Source organism: Streptomyces sp. NPDC028722 (assembly GCF_040637655.1).
Taxonomy (GTDB): domain Bacteria; phylum Actinomycetota; class Actinomycetes; order Streptomycetales; family Streptomycetaceae; genus Streptomyces.
In genome coordinates this window covers 84,588-99,067 of the sequence record NZ_JBEZWU010000014.1, presented here as the reverse complement: position 1 = coordinate 99,067, position 14,480 = coordinate 84,588, and the positions used below count along the sequence as shown (strand labels likewise).

General features: G+C 74.2%; 15 protein-coding genes. 5 read left to right on the top strand and 10 right to left on the bottom strand.

What is annotated here, in order from left to right; genetic code table 11:
- Positions 1–231: 231 nt before the first annotated feature.
- Positions 232–759, bottom strand: a complete 528-nt coding sequence (locus tag AB0F03_RS21960; protein ID WP_361994465.1) for a hypothetical protein — start codon at positions 757–759, stop codon at positions 232–234.
- A gap of 221 nt (positions 760–980) precedes the next feature.
- On the opposite strand from AB0F03_RS21960, the gene AB0F03_RS21955 reads away from it, so the two are divergent.
- Positions 981–1,472 (top strand): DUF1360 domain-containing protein, encoded by a 492-nt coding sequence (locus AB0F03_RS21955; protein ID WP_361994463.1) that lies wholly within the window; start codon positions 981–983, stop codon positions 1,470–1,472.
- A 186-nt stretch (positions 1,473–1,658) separates the two neighbouring features.
- On the opposite strand, the gene AB0F03_RS21950 is transcribed toward AB0F03_RS21955, so the two are convergent.
- Positions 1,659–2,396 (bottom strand): MgtC/SapB family protein, encoded by a 738-nt coding sequence (locus tag AB0F03_RS21950; protein ID WP_361994460.1) that lies wholly within the window; start codon positions 2,394–2,396, stop codon positions 1,659–1,661.
- A gap of 180 nt (positions 2,397–2,576) precedes the next feature.
- Here AB0F03_RS21950 and AB0F03_RS21945 point away from each other — a divergent pair, with 180 nt between their 5' ends.
- The 4 genes from AB0F03_RS21945 (at position 2,577) to AB0F03_RS21930 (ending at position 6,552) form a co-directional block, all read left to right on the top strand.
- Positions 2,577–2,990, top strand: coding sequence for a DUF2267 domain-containing protein (locus tag AB0F03_RS21945; protein ID WP_361994457.1), 414 nt, complete (start codon positions 2,577–2,579; stop codon positions 2,988–2,990).
- A gap of 112 nt (positions 2,991–3,102) precedes the next feature.
- On the top strand, positions 3,103–3,558 hold the full coding sequence (locus AB0F03_RS21940) for an ANTAR domain-containing protein (RefSeq protein WP_361994454.1): 456 nt from the start codon (positions 3,103–3,105) through the stop codon (positions 3,556–3,558).
- 551 nt (positions 3,559–4,109) lie between these two features.
- Positions 4,110–5,309, top strand: coding sequence for an AI-2E family transporter (locus AB0F03_RS21935; protein WP_361994451.1), 1,200 nt, complete (start codon positions 4,110–4,112; stop codon positions 5,307–5,309).
- Positions 5,310–5,445: 136 nt separating this feature from the next.
- Positions 5,446–6,552 carry an aromatic acid exporter family protein gene (locus AB0F03_RS21930; protein WP_361994732.1) on the top strand — a complete coding sequence of 369 codons (1,107 nt, stop codon included), beginning with the start codon at positions 5,446–5,448 and terminating at the stop codon, positions 6,550–6,552.
- A 164-nt stretch (positions 6,553–6,716) separates the two neighbouring features.
- Here the strand turns inward: AB0F03_RS21930 and AB0F03_RS21925 are convergent, their stop codons facing one another.
- From AB0F03_RS21925 to AB0F03_RS21890, 8 genes are all read right to left on the bottom strand, one after another.
- Positions 6,717–7,235 (bottom strand): molybdenum cofactor biosysynthesis protein, encoded by a 519-nt coding sequence (locus tag AB0F03_RS21925; RefSeq protein ID WP_361994449.1) that lies wholly within the window; start codon positions 7,233–7,235, stop codon positions 6,717–6,719.
- A gap of 131 nt (positions 7,236–7,366) precedes the next feature.
- Positions 7,367–8,206, bottom strand: coding sequence for a lysozyme (locus AB0F03_RS21920; RefSeq protein WP_361994447.1), 840 nt, complete (start codon positions 8,204–8,206; stop codon positions 7,367–7,369).
- Between the two features lie 85 nt (positions 8,207–8,291).
- A complete protein-coding gene (locus AB0F03_RS21915; RefSeq protein WP_361994444.1) occupies positions 8,292–10,148 on the bottom strand; it encodes a M1 family aminopeptidase in 1,857 nt (618 codons plus the stop codon).
- Between the two features lie 277 nt (positions 10,149–10,425).
- Positions 10,426–11,082 carry a 1,4-alpha-glucan branching protein gene (locus AB0F03_RS21910; protein WP_361994442.1) on the bottom strand — a complete coding sequence of 219 codons (657 nt, stop codon included), beginning with the start codon at positions 11,080–11,082 and terminating at the stop codon, positions 10,426–10,428.
- 39 nt (positions 11,083–11,121) lie between these two features.
- Positions 11,122–11,793, bottom strand: a complete 672-nt coding sequence (locus tag AB0F03_RS21905) for a spherulation-specific family 4 protein (RefSeq protein ID WP_361994439.1) — start codon at positions 11,791–11,793, stop codon at positions 11,122–11,124.
- On the bottom strand, positions 11,790–12,689 hold the full coding sequence (locus tag AB0F03_RS21900; RefSeq protein ID WP_361994436.1) for an NAD(P)-dependent oxidoreductase: 900 nt from the start codon (positions 12,687–12,689) through the stop codon (positions 11,790–11,792). The genes AB0F03_RS21905 and AB0F03_RS21900 overlap by 4 nt, the downstream gene beginning before the upstream one ends.
- A 7-nt stretch (positions 12,690–12,696) precedes the next feature.
- Entirely contained in the window at positions 12,697–13,410 is a 714-nt protein-coding gene (locus AB0F03_RS21895; protein WP_361994433.1) for a sugar phosphate nucleotidyltransferase, read from the bottom strand.
- A 48-nt stretch (positions 13,411–13,458) separates the two neighbouring features.
- Positions 13,459–14,460 (bottom strand): GDP-mannose 4,6-dehydratase, encoded by a 1,002-nt coding sequence (locus AB0F03_RS21890; protein ID WP_361994430.1) that lies wholly within the window; start codon positions 14,458–14,460, stop codon positions 13,459–13,461.
- Between the last annotated feature and the right edge of the window lie 20 nt (positions 14,461–14,480).

The window sequence follows — 14,480 nt, the reverse complement described above, 5'->3', positions numbered from 1 at the left end:
GCGGTGCCGCGAAGAACCGCCGCGGCGTTTCGCCGGCCTCACCCGGGTCGCTTCCGCCATCCGGAGCGCACGGCGGGGCGGGCGGCGGGGGCGCACGGTCGTCGTACGGCGGGGCCGCGCGGGTGTCGTACGGCCGGCCCGGCTCGTCGCGGCGGTGACCGCTCGCCGACGCCGGGCAGAGGCGTGAGCAGCGGGGTGGCCGCCGTCCGTAGGGGATCGACCGGGAGCGGGTCAGGCCGCGAGGGGCCGGCCGGGGGTGAGGCGGTCGAGGAGCTGGTCCTGGTGGAGTTCGGCCACCGGGGCGAGCAGGTCGGGGTGGCGGAGCAGGGCGGCGGCGCGCCGGTCGCCGGCGTCCGGGGCGAGCAGCCGGCGGAACTCGACCGGCGCGGACGCGGTGTGCTCTCCCCCGGCGAGTGCGGCGACGGCCGCCCCCGCCAGTGCGGCGTCGGTGAGCAGCGCGGCGGCCCAGCTGGCCACGATCTCGTCCACCCAGGTACGCCACGCCCGCTCGCCGGCCGGGTGGCCGTCGGCCGGCTCCGCGCCGCTGAGCCAGTCGAGGCGGGTCGCGCCCCCGGGGCCGGCCAGGGCGACCAGGGCGGCGTCGATCTCGGTGGGATACCGCAGCCAGGCGGCCACGGTCACGGCCTGCCGGGCCTGCGCCTCGCACAGCGCGGCGGCCAGCGCGCCACCGCACGGCGGGTAGGCGACGGTCAGCCAGCGTGCCGTCGCGGCTATCAGGGGAGACAGGTCAGTGAGCACAGCCGGGCCGTCCGAGGTGCGCGGGGGAAAGGACTTCCACGTCACGGTAGCCGGGAGCCGGGCACCTGAAAAAGGGGGTGCGAACCAGGTCATATGTGTCCTCGCCCACGTCGGACGCGGTTCCGCCGGGTGACGCGCCGGATGACCACGTGTCGCCCTCCCCGGCGAGGGAACCCGGTGCGCGCCCCCAGAAGGGCACGTGAACACGTACGGGAGGTCTCATGACGACGGACGCCGCAGGCTACGACGACCAGGGCGAGGTTCCCCTCGCGGGATACGCGGCTCTCGCCTCCGTCTTCGCGGCGGGCGTCGGCACTTTCGCGGTCGTGGCCCGGCAGCGGGGAATCCGGCTGCCGGAGGAGGTGCCGCCGTGGGACGTCGCACTGCTCGGCGCCGCGACGTACAAGGCGTCGAGGGTGCTGACCCGAGACAAGATCACCAGCTTTCTGCGGGCCCCGTTCACCCGCCGTACGGGCCAGGGAGAGGCCAGCGAGGTCATGGACGAACCCCGGGGCACCGGCCCCCGGCGGGCCGTCGGCGACCTGCTGGCCTGCCCGTTCTGCACCGCCGCCTGGACCGCCGGCGCCCTGGTCTGCTCCTACGCGGCGGCGCCCCGGCTCACCCGGCTGGTGTGCGGGGGCCTGAGTGCGCTGACCTTGTCGGACTGGCTGCACTACGCCTGGACGTGGACCCAGCAGGCGACCGAGGACTGAGCCGGCCGCGGCACCGCCCGCGTGGACGGTATGCCGTCCACGCGGGCGGTCGGCCGTCCACGCGGGCGGTCGGCCGTCGCCGTCCGTCCCGTGCACGTGGAGGTCCGGGGCGCCCACCGTCCCGCGTACGGCGGGGTCCGGGGTGCCGACCCGCGCGCGGGGAGGTCCGGGGCGCCCCCGTGCGGGCTATTCGTCGTCCGCCGCGGAGGTCAGCTCCACATCGAGTACGCCGTCGTCCTGGAACAGTTCCGACGCCAGCCGGGAGGGGTCCGCGGTGCCCTCCAGCCGCAGCAGGACCCGGGCGGCGGCATCGGCGCGGTCGGGCAGCCGTTCGACCTTGACCTGGACGATCCGGAAGCCGCGCCGGGTGCAGGCCTCCATCAGGCGCGGCAGCAGCGCCGTGCCTGTCCGGTAGGTCAGGCGCGCCTCGAAGGTGGCGGCGGCCGCGCCGGGGACCAGACGGTGCGAGAGCCGCGAGTAGCCCCGCACCACCAGGAAGTGCAGCGCCGTCACCACCACCGCGAGCAGGGGCAGCCCGCCGCCGCAGGCCATGCCGACCGCACAGGTCAGCCAGACGGTGGCGGCGGTCGTCAGGCCCCGTACGGCATCACGGCGTACGAAGATCAGGCCGCCGCCGATGAAGCCGATCCCGGAGACGATCTGCGCCGCGACGCGGGAGGGGTCGAAAGAGACGTTCTCCAGGCCCAGCACCGCGCTGAACCCGTGCTGGGAGACCTCCATCATCAGCGCGCTGGCGATGCCGACCAGCGTGTGGGTGCGCAGGCCCGCGCTCTTCTGCTGGGCCGCGCGCTCCCAGCCGATCAGGCTGGACAGCACGAGCGCCAGGCCCAGTTCGGCCAGCTGCCGCGGCCCCTGCCCGTTGTGGATGTCCCACAGCGGTGCGGCCAGTCCCACTCCTGTCATGCGCACCTCGCACGATGATCAGCCGATCCTACGCCGCCGACGCCCGCCCCGCGCCACGGCGACGGCGCCGCCGGACGGCCGGAGACGGTGACGCGGGGCGGCTGCGGGGGTACCCGTGCGGGGCCGCCACGCCCGCGGGACGGCGCTGCCGTCAGGACTTCGCGCGAAGGGACCGGCATCATGCGGCACGACGAGATGATCGGGAAGGTGCAGGCGCTGGCCCAGCTGCCCGACCGGGGAACGGCCGAGCGGGCCGCGCACGCGGTGGTGACCACGCTGTCGGAACGGCTGCCGTCCGGGCTGGCCCGGCATGTGGCCGCCCAGCTGCCGCACGACATGGCGGCGGCCATGCGGGAGGCGGCCGACGCCTCGGCCGGGCCGGACTCCGGCACGTCGGGCGAACGGTTCGGGCTGACCGCGTTCGCCGGACGCATCGCCGTCCGGGCCGGTACCGACGAGGACACGGCACTGCGGGAGGCCGCCGCGGTCCTGGAGGTGCTGGACGCCGCCCTCGCCCCGGAACTGACCGAACGGATGGCCGGGGCGCTGCCCGCCGACATCCGCGAGCTGCTGCCGACGGGCCGGGCCGTGTAGGACGCGGACCCGTACGGCGTGACCGTAACCGGTGTTACTGGTTGAATTCGTATGCATACGCTCACCGGGGGCAGGCGGAGCAGTGACGCCCCCACTCCGAAAAGGTGCTCCAATGGCCTTCTTCGCCGTCTCCCGGAACAAGCCGCTCGTCCTGCTCTCGATCACCGACCTGGTGACCGAGCACGACCGGATGCACGAGGAGAACCAGCAGCTGCGGCGCGCGATCACCTCGCACGCCGTGATCGACCAGGCCATCGGTGTCCTGGTCGTCCTGGGGCAGCTGACGCCGGAAGGGGCCTGGCGGGCGCTGCGGGACGTCTCCCAGCACACCAACACCAAGCTGCGGGCGGTCGCCGAGCACGTCCTGGACCACGCCCAGGGCGGCGCGCTTCCCGAGTCCGAGCGGACCGAACTCGGGAAGGCGATCGTCCGTCACCGCTGGTGCGGCGGGACGCCGGTCACCGCCGGCCCGCCCGGCTCCCCCGGCGGTGCCGGGAGCGACGGGACGCCGGAGGCCGCAGCACCCACCGGTCCTCAACCTGATCCAGCCCGTACAGCAGGAGGCTGAGGACCGGGAACAGCAGAACCGCGACGATGATCACTGGAGGCTCCCCCTCCTGCCGGGGACACCGACGCGAGTGCCCTGCTGCGGCGTGCCCACCCTCGCCGGCTGTGAAGGTCCTGTGACCGCCGTGGACCGGCCCGGCCCCTCGGCACGGGAGCGGACCGGCTGACGGACGCCCGCCCTGACGCGGTCCGCGTCCCTGCCCGGCCCGGTGGGGGCCGGCGCCGCGCACACCGCCCCGGCCGAGCGGCCGCACTGGTTCGGAGGCGGCCGGCCCGGCGGGCCGTCCGGCCGCCCCAACCGGCGCCTGTTCGGCGTACGGCCCGTTCGACGGCGTCGCCCGTGCGACTCCGCCCCGCAAGCCCCTGGGCCCCGCAGGGACCTTCGGCCCCGCCGGTCCGGTACGCCGGTTCGGCCGCGACCGGCGGGTGCCGTATGCGCACCGTGGCGTGCGCGCGGGTGGCACCGGTCGCCGGGAGGCGGGCCCGACGCGTGCGCTCGGCGCGCCCCCTCGCCGCCCTGTGCTTACGGTGCTGTGGAGGTGACCGGCCGTCATGGGTGGCGAGGAGGCGCGAGCGGTGGTGGGTGAGCAGCGCCGACGGGTGACCGGGCGAGGCGGCGGGCGGCGGCCCGCCGGCCGGGTGCCGGGCAGCCGGCCGGCGTACTCGGTGCGGCTGCCGGCGCCACCCCGGCCGGAGCCGCCCGCGCCGCCGGCCGAGTGGACGGTGCCGTGGCTGCGGGTAGCCGCGGCCTTCTCCTGGCGGCTGATCCTCGTAGGCATCGTCGTCTACGGCGTTTTCAGCGTCCTCGGCAGCTTCCAGCTGATCGCCGTGGCCCTGTTCCTCGCGCTGGTCGTGACGTCCGTCCTGCGCCCGCTCGTCGACCTGCTCGGCCGGTTCCTGCCGCGGCCGGTCGCCGTGGCCCTGGCGCTGATCGGCAGCCTGCTGCTCCTGCTGGCCCTGCTCGCCCTCGTGGGCAGTGCGGTGGTGAACGAGTCGGGCCGGCTGGTGGGTGACTTCCGCGGCGGTACGCACCGCATCCAGGAGTGGCTGCAACGGCCGCCGTTCCGGATCAGCGCGGGCCGGCTCTCCGCTTTCCAGGACCAGCTGACGGGTTATGTCTCCGCCCACCAGGCGGCTCTGCTCAGCAGCGCCGTCAGCGAGTTCGGCCGGGTGGTGGAGGTGGCCGCGGGCGGCGCGCTCGCGCTGTTCGCGTCGGTGTTCTTCATGCACTCCGGCGAGCACCTGTGGGGCTGGGCACGCGACGAGCTGATGCCCGCCGGTGCCCGTGCGGCCTGGGACCGGGCGGGGCGGGCCGCCTGGCACAGCTTCGCCGGGTACACGCGGGGCATCATCATCGTGGCCGCCACCAACGCCGTACTGGTCGGTGTCGCCCTGCTGGTGCTGCGGGTGCCGCTGGCGCTGCCGCTGGCCCTGCTGGAGTTCTTCGCGGCGTTCGTGCCGCTGGTGGGCTCGCCGGTCGCCCTCGCGGTCGCCACGGTCGTCGCGCTCGCCGGGCGCGGACCCTTCACGGCGGCGTGCGTACTGGTCCTGATCGTCGTGATCGGCCAGCTCGAGGGGCATGTGCTGCATCCGCTGGTGATGAGCTGGGCGGTACGGCTGCACCCGCTGGTCGTCGCCCTGTCCGTGATCGCGGGCAGCATCGTCGCCGGGGTGATCGGTGCCATCGTGGCGGTTCCGCTGGTCTCGGTGGTCTGGTCGGTGCTGCGCGCCCTGCGCGCCGTACCCCCCTGACGATCCGCCGGACCGCGCGGTGGTGCGCGTTGTCACAGTGCCGGTGACCGGTCGGGCGGCATGGACGGTGCCGACCGGTGGCACCCGGGTCACCGTGCGTGGGACAGGAGTGACCTTGCAGGCTGTACGGCGTGATCTGTCGGACGCGGTACGGACGGTACGACGGGCCTGGACGGGACCGGGCCGGGAACGGGACATGGCCCTCCAGGCGGTGAAGGCCGCGCTGGCCGCGTGGCTGGCCTGGGTGGTGGCGGGGTGGTGGCTGCACGCACCGGTGGCGTTCGTCGCGCCCTGGGTGGCGGTCGTCCTGGTGGAGTCGACCGTCTACCGGTCGATCGCCCACGGGCTGCAACAGCTCGCGGCGATCGCGGCCGGCACGATCGCCGCCACCGCGGCCGGGCTGCTGCTGCACAGCACGGTGGCCGCGATGGCGGTCGTCCTTCCGCCGGTGATGCTGCTCGGCCGGTGGCGTCGGCTGGGCAGCCAGGGCATCAACGCGGCCACCGGCGCCCTGTTCGTCCTCACCAACGCACCCGTGAGCGTCGCCACCTCCACGGCCCGGCTCACCGAGGCCCTGTTCGGGGCGGTCGTCGGCATCGCCGTCAACGCGCTGGTACGGCCCCCGCTGTATCTGCGCGACACCCGCTCCGTGCTCCAGGACGCGACCGAGGAGGCCCACGACATCCTGCGGGACGTCGCGGACGGGCTGGCCGGGGGACACTGGGACGCCGAGGAGGCCGGGGCCTGGCACGAGCGGGCCCTGCGGCTGAACCGGCTGGTGGAGGAGGCCCGCTCGGCGGTCGAGTGGAGCCGGGAGAGCCTGCGGGTCAACCTGCGCCGCCGGCGCGCCGGCGCCGTGCCGCCGCCCGGCAAGGAGTACGACGACGCGCTCGTGGTCCTGGACTACGCGTCCGTCCACACCGCGGGGGTGACCCGCACGGTCATGGAGGCAGCCGCCGAGGACCGTCCGCCGCCCCGGCCGCGGCCCGGTCCGGCCCGGCGCTACGCCGAGTTCCTGCGCCAGACCGCCCACGCGCTGCGGCTGTACAGCCGCAGCCGGTTCGGCGACGCGTGCGAGGACGAGCTGAGCGAGTCCGTGGCCCGGCTGCGCGACACGCTCGGCGAGCTGCGCCGGGACCTGGCCCGCTCCGTCAGGGAGGATCCCGACGAGGTCGCCACCTACGGCGCGCTGCTCGCCCAGGCCCACCGGCTGGCCGGCCAACTGGCCGCCTCGGGCACCTGAGCGCTCCGGCCGCAGGGCGTCACTGACGTCCACGAGGCCGGTGGGCGACACCCTTGGGGGTCACCGCCGGGGCGAATCCCTCGGGGTCACCGCCGGGCCGGGCGGACCGCCGGTGCCGTGGCCCGGCGCCGGGTCCGCTGGGCGGGCCGCTCGGGCCCTCGTACTCACGCGCCGCCCGCCGCCGTCTCCCCGGGTTCCCGCACTCCGAACACCGCCGGGCCCACCGTGAGGACGCCGTCGGTCAGCGGCCGGCAGCGCACTCCCCCGCCGCCGCGCAGCGCGCGCTGGGCACCGGGCCCCAGGGTGGTGTCCATCCAGGCGCACGGCCGGGCGGCCCGGCGCACCTCCAGTTCCACCGGTCCGGCCCCGCAGTCGAGGTAGACCGTCGACCCGATGTACGCGTCGATGTCGACGCCGCGCAGCAGGACGTTGCGCCGGGTCCGGAGCAGCCCGGCCGGGTGGGGCCCCGGCTGCGGCAGCCGCTCGGCAGCCATGAGGGTGACCGACGCGTTGCGGTGGGCGGGGCGGTTGAAGTAGCGGTCGCCGACGATGCCGAGGCCCGCACGGACCTCGGCCGTCGTCACCAGTTCCCCGGGCGGCAGCTCGGGCGGACCGTCGCCGGGCCGGCCGGAGAACCGGTGCACCGGGGAGACCAGCAGCTGGAGTATCTCGACGTGCGGCACGCACCGAGCCTAGTCACTCCCGCTCACCGCGGTGGGCCTGCTGCTCCTGGCCCGGCTGCCGGCCCGCCGGCTGCCGGCCCTGGCCGGGACCGGGCCGACGGCACGGCCCGGTCCCGGCCGCCGGGTTCCCCTCAGCCGGTGGCGAAGTCCCGCAGCGAGTCCTGGGGGCCGTTGAACCGGTCGTGGTCGCCGACCGTCTTGCCGGTGGAGGTGTACTGCCACATGGTGTGTGTCTTCCAGCCCGACGGCAGTGCTCCGACCGTGGAGGCGTAGCGCGCGATCCACAGCGGGTTGGTCGCGCCGAAGCCGGCGTAGTTGCCGGTGCACTGGGTCCACCAGCTGGTGGCCGTGTAGATGACCGCGGCACGCCCGGTGCGGGACTTGTACCGGTCGAGGAAGGCGCGGATCCAGCTGACCATGCCGCTCTTGGACTTGCCGAAGCAGTCGGCGCCGTACGGGTTCCACTCGATGTCGAGCACTCCGGGCAGGGTCTTGGCGTCGTTGGACCAGCCACCGCCGTGCTGCACGAAGTAGTCGGCCTGGGCGGCACCGCCGGAGGTGTCCGGGGTCGCGAAGTGGTAGGCGCCGCGGATCAAGCCGGTGTTGTACGAACCGGTGTACTGCGAGCTGAAGTAGGGGTTGGTGTAGGAGGTGCCCTCGGTGGCCTTCGTGTAGGCCCATGTGGTGCCGTCGCCCCACAGCTTCTTCCAGTCGACGGCTCCCTGATAGCTGGAGACGTCGACGCCCTCGGCCTGGGAGGCGCGGGGGACGGGGGGCGGGGTGCCGTCGGTGCCGTCGTGGGCGAGTACGCCGATACCCATGTAGGCGCTGCCGCGTACGGGAGCGCCGCCGGCCGGCAGGGGCACGGCCGGGACGCTGGACAGGAACAGGAGGAGGCCGGTCAGGGTGCCGGTGAGGCACAGGGAGTACCGGCCGCGGAAGGGGGCTACGGAGTTTCGCACGCACTCCATCTGACCCGGGGTCGGGTCGTCCCGCACCCCGGGTACCGCCCAACGATGCCTTCCGCGGCCGGTCCTTGAGCCGTTCGGGTGGCCGTCAGCCGTCGATGCGGTGCTGGCTCCAGAAGGAGGTCAGGTCCGTGCTCGTGGCGGCCTGGGCCGCCGCCTTGAACTCGGCCGTGGTGGACACGCCGTACCAGTGCGCGCTCGCGTAGTCCTTCAGCAGCTTGGCCATGGCGGTGTCACCGAGGACGCGCCGCAGGTCGTGCAGGGCGCACTTGCCGTAGCCGTAGACGACGGTGGAGTACCGGGAGGAGTGCGCGTCCCAGTAGGCCATCGAGTTGGTGATCTTCTCGGTGCTGGAGGCCCAGGAGACGCTGCTCCAGCAGTTGCTGCCGGTCTTGCCCTGGGCGAGGTCGGTGGCGTAGTCGGTGAACGCCTCGTCCAGCCAGGGGCTGGTGTACTCGTCGTCGCCGACGATGCCGTACCACCACTGGTGGGCGATCTCGTGGGTGAGGGCGGTGGTGCTGACCAGGTCCAGGACGAAGCCGGGGTACTCCATGCCGCCGAACCAGTAGTTGTTGTCGATGACGGCGTCCAGTTCCCCGTAGGGGTAGGCGCCGAACCGGGCCGCGTGGGCGTCGACCGCGGTCCTGGCGGTGCTGAGCATCGACTGGGCGCTGGAGGAGCTGATGCCGGAGACGGAGTACACGTTCACCGGGACGCCGGCGGCCGAGGTGCCGGAGATCTTGGTGAACGGTCCGGCGGCCCAGGCGAAGTCGCGGACCTTGGCGGCGGTGGCGGTGGTGACCGTACGGCCGCTGGAGCCGGGCGTCTCCGTGGAGGTGCCGGTGGCCGGGACCAGCAGGCTGGTCGGGTGGTCCAGGGTGACCTTGAAGTCGGCGGCCAGGGAGTAGAACGACTCGCCGTTGTCGGTGTACGGGTCCAGGTGCCAGCCGGCGCTGTCGCGGACCGCGAGGACGGGCAGGGCGTTGCCGATGAAGCTGAACGCGCCGTCGTGGCCGAACCGGTCGGCGCCGCTGGGCACGGTGATGCCGAGGTCGAAGCCGATGGTGGCGGACTGGCCCTGGGCGAGCGGGGACGGCAGGTCGATCTTCAGGGCCGTGCAGGCCACGGAGAGGGCGCCGGCGCTGCCGCCGGTGACGTTGCTGACCTTGACCGGCATCGCGTCGCAGGTGCCGTGGTAGTTGTCCCACAGCCGCAGGTAGACCTCGCCGAGCGCGGTGGCGGAGGCGTTGGTGAAGGTGGCGCTCTCGTGCCCGGTCCAGACGGTGCCGCTCGTGTCGCTGCTGAGGTTCACGGTGTACGCGGGTGCCGCGGGGGTGCGGGTGGAGTCGGCGGGTGGTGGCGTGGTGCCGCCGGAGGTGTCGAGGGTGATGTCGTCCAGGACGAAGCTCGTCTGGAGGCTGGAGTCCTCGGTGCCGGTGAAGGACAGGTTCACCGTCTGGCCCGCGAACGACGACACGTCGATGGTCTTGTGGACGTAGCCGGTGTTCTGGTCCAGGTTCGAGTAGGTGGCCAGCGTCGTGCTGCCGATCTTGGCCGTCAGTTTGTCGTACGCGACGGACGTGGTGGTCTCGGCGGTGTCGGTGTGCAGCCAGAAGCCGAGGGTGGCGGTGGCGCACCCGGAGGGGATCGTCACGCTCTGGCCGAGGGTGTCGGTGCGGGTGCTGCCCGCGCCGTCCAGCCAGGCGTAGGAGCCGCCGCCGTGGGCGCTCTGTCCGGAGCGGCTGGTGATCACGGTGGACGGGGACTGGGTCCACGGTGAAGTGCCGCTCTCGAAGCCTCCGTTGCTGATGACCTGGGCGGGGGCGCAGGCGGCGGGGGCGGAGGCCGGGCCGGCGGCGGCGGGGGTGGCGGGGAGTACGAGGGCGGCCACCGCGGCGACGGTGAGCGCACCGGCGCCGAGGGCCTTGTGGGGGGTGGTTCTCACACGCTACTCCTTCGTGGCGGCCGGGGTTCCGGCCTGCTCGAAGGCCGCCCGGCCGGGGTTCGCCGGGGCGGCCGCGTACGGGGCTTGCGCGATCGCTCGTGCCGAGGAGCCCGTCGCGCCCCATGGGGTCGGGGCGGCGACTGCCGGTCGACTGCCGAAAGAGTGACAGATTTGACCGGTCCATGCCAGATGGATAAAGCGGGCGCCCCGCCCCGGCGCCGTGCGCGCCACCGCCGTCCGGCGCCGCCCGCCCTCCGGCGGGCGGGCGGCGCCCGGATCAGCCGTGACGCAGCGTCATGAGGACGGCCCGCAGCCGGCTTCCGTCCGGACCCGGCCAGCCGGTGGCGACATGCCCGAGCGCCTCCCGCGGGGGCAGCGGCGGATTCTCGTCGACCGGGGTCAGCACGCGGTGCACGTGCAGGACCGTCCCGTGGGGCGCGGGCAGGCGGGTGCCCTCCCGGTCGTCGGCCGGCTCGGGGGCGAGGCCGTCGGGGACGAGGGCGGCGCCGGTGTGGGAGCGGGTCACCTCGTGGTCGGGTGTGTCGCTGACGCTCTGCGCCATCGCCTGCGCCCGGCCCTCGATCAGCGCCAGCAGCTCGGTGAACAGCACCGGGTCGTGGCAGCCGTCGTAGACCCAGCGCTTGCCCAGCACCCCGTGCTCCATCGTGCCGACCAGGGCGTGTCCGGCGCCCTCCAGCGGCGCCCCGCGGTAGGTGAGCGGCACCAGATACGCCGTCCGCTCGGGGCTAGCGGTGTCGGTGGCCACGATGAACTCCATGCCGACCTCGCCCTCGGGGTCGTCCAGCCGGAACCCGCCGGACCTCTCCAGCACGGGCGCGCCGGGCCCGCCGCGGTACCAGGGGCGGGTGGGGAGCCAGTCGGCGAGCAGTTCCGTCTTGCTCGGCTTCAGGGTGGTGTCGTGGATGACGGCCATACCGGTGGTTGCCTCCCGTGCTGCGGATACGGTCCCGGCTCAGCCTTCCACACCGCCCCCGCCGGTCAACGCCGGACTCAACCCGGCCCAGGGGTTGGGCGGTTCGCCGGTCACCGGCCCGCACACCGCGGCGCCCCGCTCGTGTGCCGTGCGGACGGCGAGCGGGACGAGGGCCGCGGGGACGCCGTAGACGAGGTGGCACAGCCGGTCCGGCGGGTGCCGGGCGGCCCAGGCCGGCCGGGTGAACGCCGAGACGTACGTCGACCAGTGGCCCTCGAAGGTGACGGTCAGGTCGCCCAGGCGGGTGTAGCCGGGCGCCGGGTGGACGCCCGGGTTGAGGACGACGGGGCCGGCGCCGAGCCGCCGCAGGTCCCGGACCAGGCGGCGGCAGGCGGGCAGGCCCTCCGGGCCGGCGGTGACCCGGTCCAGGAAGCAGCCGTCGGTCCCGTACCAGTCCCGGTGGCGGCGCATCTCCTCGGTGATCCGGTCCCGGTCCCGGACGCCGTAGTCGGTGTCGACATAGCCGACGAGGCGGGCGCCGGCCGCGCGCAGGGCCCGGGCCGCCGCCGTGAACGCGGGATCGGGAGCGGCGCCGGGTCCGCTCGCCGGGTTGAGGACGACCGCGTAGGTGCGGTCGGCCGCCGCGATCAGCCGGTGCCAGGCGCCGGGGTCCTCGGCCGGGTGCACGTACAGCGGTACCAGCAGGCTCACGGCACGCGCTCCGCGTCGGCCGTCCACAGCGCGGCGAGGGCGTCGTCGAGGCTGTGGTCCGGCCGCCAGCCGAGGGCCCGGGCTGCGGCGGAGATGTCCGAGCACTGCCAGGACGCCTGCGCGGAGCGCGCCGAACCGGCCGTACTCTCCTCCACCCGCCCCCGGAACCCCGCCCGCCGGGCCAGTCCGTGCACCAACTGCCGTACGGGGACGGCCGTTCCGCTGCCGATGTTGAGCACGGCCGGCAGGGGCCCGGGGGTGGTGACGGCGTACTCGGCCGCCCGGGCCACGTCGCGTACGTCGACGAAGTCGCGGTGCGCAGAGAGGTCCCCGAGGCGCAGTACCGCCGCCGGGTCCTGCCCGGCCGAGCGGAGCAGCGCGGCCAGCCGGCCGGGCAGGGACGCGAGGGGTGCGCCGGGGCCGACCGGATTGCCGACCCGCAGCACCACCGCGTCCAGGGCGGCGCAGGTGACCGCCACCGTGCCCGCCAGCTTGGTCGCGCCGTACGGCGTCACCGGGCAGGCGGGCGCCGACTCGGTGACCGGCACGCCCGGGGTGCCCGGCCCGTACTCGGCGGCCGAACCCAGGTGCACCAGGCGGGCGGTGGGAGCCGCCTCGCGCAGTGCCGCGCAGAGTACGGCCGGGCCGCGGGTGTTGACCTCGGCCAGCGTCACGGCGTCGCCGCCGGTGGCGCCCGCGCAGTTGACCACGGCGTCGGGGGCGGCCGCCGCCACGGTCTTCGTGAGCCGCTCGGGCGGATCGGCGGCGAGGTCGGCACCGAATGCCGCGGAGGCGGTGCGGCCGGCGGTGAGGACGTGCGCGCCCGGGAGGGCGCGCAGCCGCTCGGCCACGTGGCGGCCCAGATACCCGGTGCCGCCGAGGACGAGAATGCGCATGTGGTACTCAGGCTCCCTTGAGCAGCAGGGACTTGCGGCTGGTGAACTCGGCGTTGGCCCGGTCGTAGTCGTCGGGACGGCCGATGTCCAGCCAGTAACCGTCGAAGTCGTAGGCGTGTGGCGGGTCCTGGTCTCTCAGCAGGTCCAGGACGAGTTCGTCGAAGCCGAGCGGCAGGCCCGGTGTGTAGCCGTCCAGGGTGGCGCGGCTGAGGCCGTAGACGCCCATGGAGACGCGGTAGTCCATGCTGGGTTTCTCGGTGAACGCGACGACCCTGCTCGCGTCGGTGGTGAGCACGCCGAAGTCGATGTGGACCTTGCGGGCGTACGTGGCGATGGTCAGCGGGGCACCGGACCGCTCGTGGCGGCGCAGTACGTCGGCGTAGTCGAGGTCGGTGAGGACGTCGCCGTTCATGACCAGGAACGTCTCGGGCAGCCGGTCCTTGAGGGTGAGCAGCGGGCCCATGGTGCCGAGCGGGTTCTCCTCGGTGGCGTAGTCGACGTTCATGCCCCACTGGGAGCCGTCGCCGACGTACGCGCGGATGATCTCGCCGAGGTGGCCTATCGCGAGGGTGCAGCGGGTGAAGCCCGCCGCCGACAGCTGACGCAGCACGATCTCCAGGATGGCGTGCTGGTCGCCGATCGGGACGAGGGGCTTGGGCAGCGCGGTGGTGTAGGGCCGCAGCCGGACGCCCTTGCCTCCCGCCAGGATCACTGCGTGCATGGCTCCTCCTTAGTTGACGCAAGGACTCGGGGGGACGTGCCGGTCGGTTCAGATGTTGTAGATGCCGGTCTTGTAGCGGGCCAGGTTGGCCGGGTCGCGGAAGAAGTCCACGGTGTGGGCGAGGCCCTGTTCCAGGGTGTGGGCGGGCTGCCAGCCGGTGGCCCCGGCGAGCCGGGTGGCGTCGGCGACCAGCCGCATGACCTCGGAGTCGGCCGGCCGGATGCGCGCGGGGTCCTCGCGGATGTCGAGGGCGGTGTCCATCACCTTGCCGATCAGTGCGACGAGGTCGCCGACGGAGATCTCGCCGCCCGTCCCGGCGTTGAAGGTGCGGCCGACGACCTGCTCGGCGGGCGCGGAGCCGACGGCGAGGAACGCCTGCGCGGTGTCCCGCACGAAGGTGAAGTCACGGGTGGGGCGCAGATCGCCGAGGGTGATGGTCCGCTCCCCCGCCGCGACCTGGCCGATGACGGTGGGGATGACGGCGCGCATCGACTGGCGCGGGCCGAAGGTGTTGAACGGGCGGAGTGTGACGACCGGGGTGCCGAAGCTGGCGTGGTAGCTGTCGGCCAGCCGGTCGCCGCCGGCCTTCGAGGCGGCGTACGGGGACTGGGTGTTGATGGGGTGGTCCTCGGTGATGGGCACGGTCCGCGCGGTGCCGTAGGTCTCGCTGGTGGAGGTGTGCACCAGCCGGGGCGTGCCGAGGGCGCGGACCGCCTCCAGCACGTTGAGGGTGCCGGTGACGTTGGTCTCCACATAACTGTGCGGGGCCTGGTAGGAGTACGGGATCGCGATCAGTGCGGCCAGGTGGTAGGCGACGTCGGCGCCGTCGAGCAGGCCGCGGACCGAGCCGGGGTCGCGGACGTCGCCGAGGACGATCTCCACGTGGTCCAGGACGTCGGGGGCGAGGGTCTCCAGCCAGCCGTAGGAGGAGAAGGAGTTGTACTGGGCCATGGCTCTGACCCGGTGGCCGCGGGCGACGAGGGCCTCGGTGAGGTGGGAGCCGATGAAGCCTTCGGCTCCGGTGACGGCGGCGAGCGGTGCGGAGGTCAAGTCGGGGGTCCTTCCGGTCG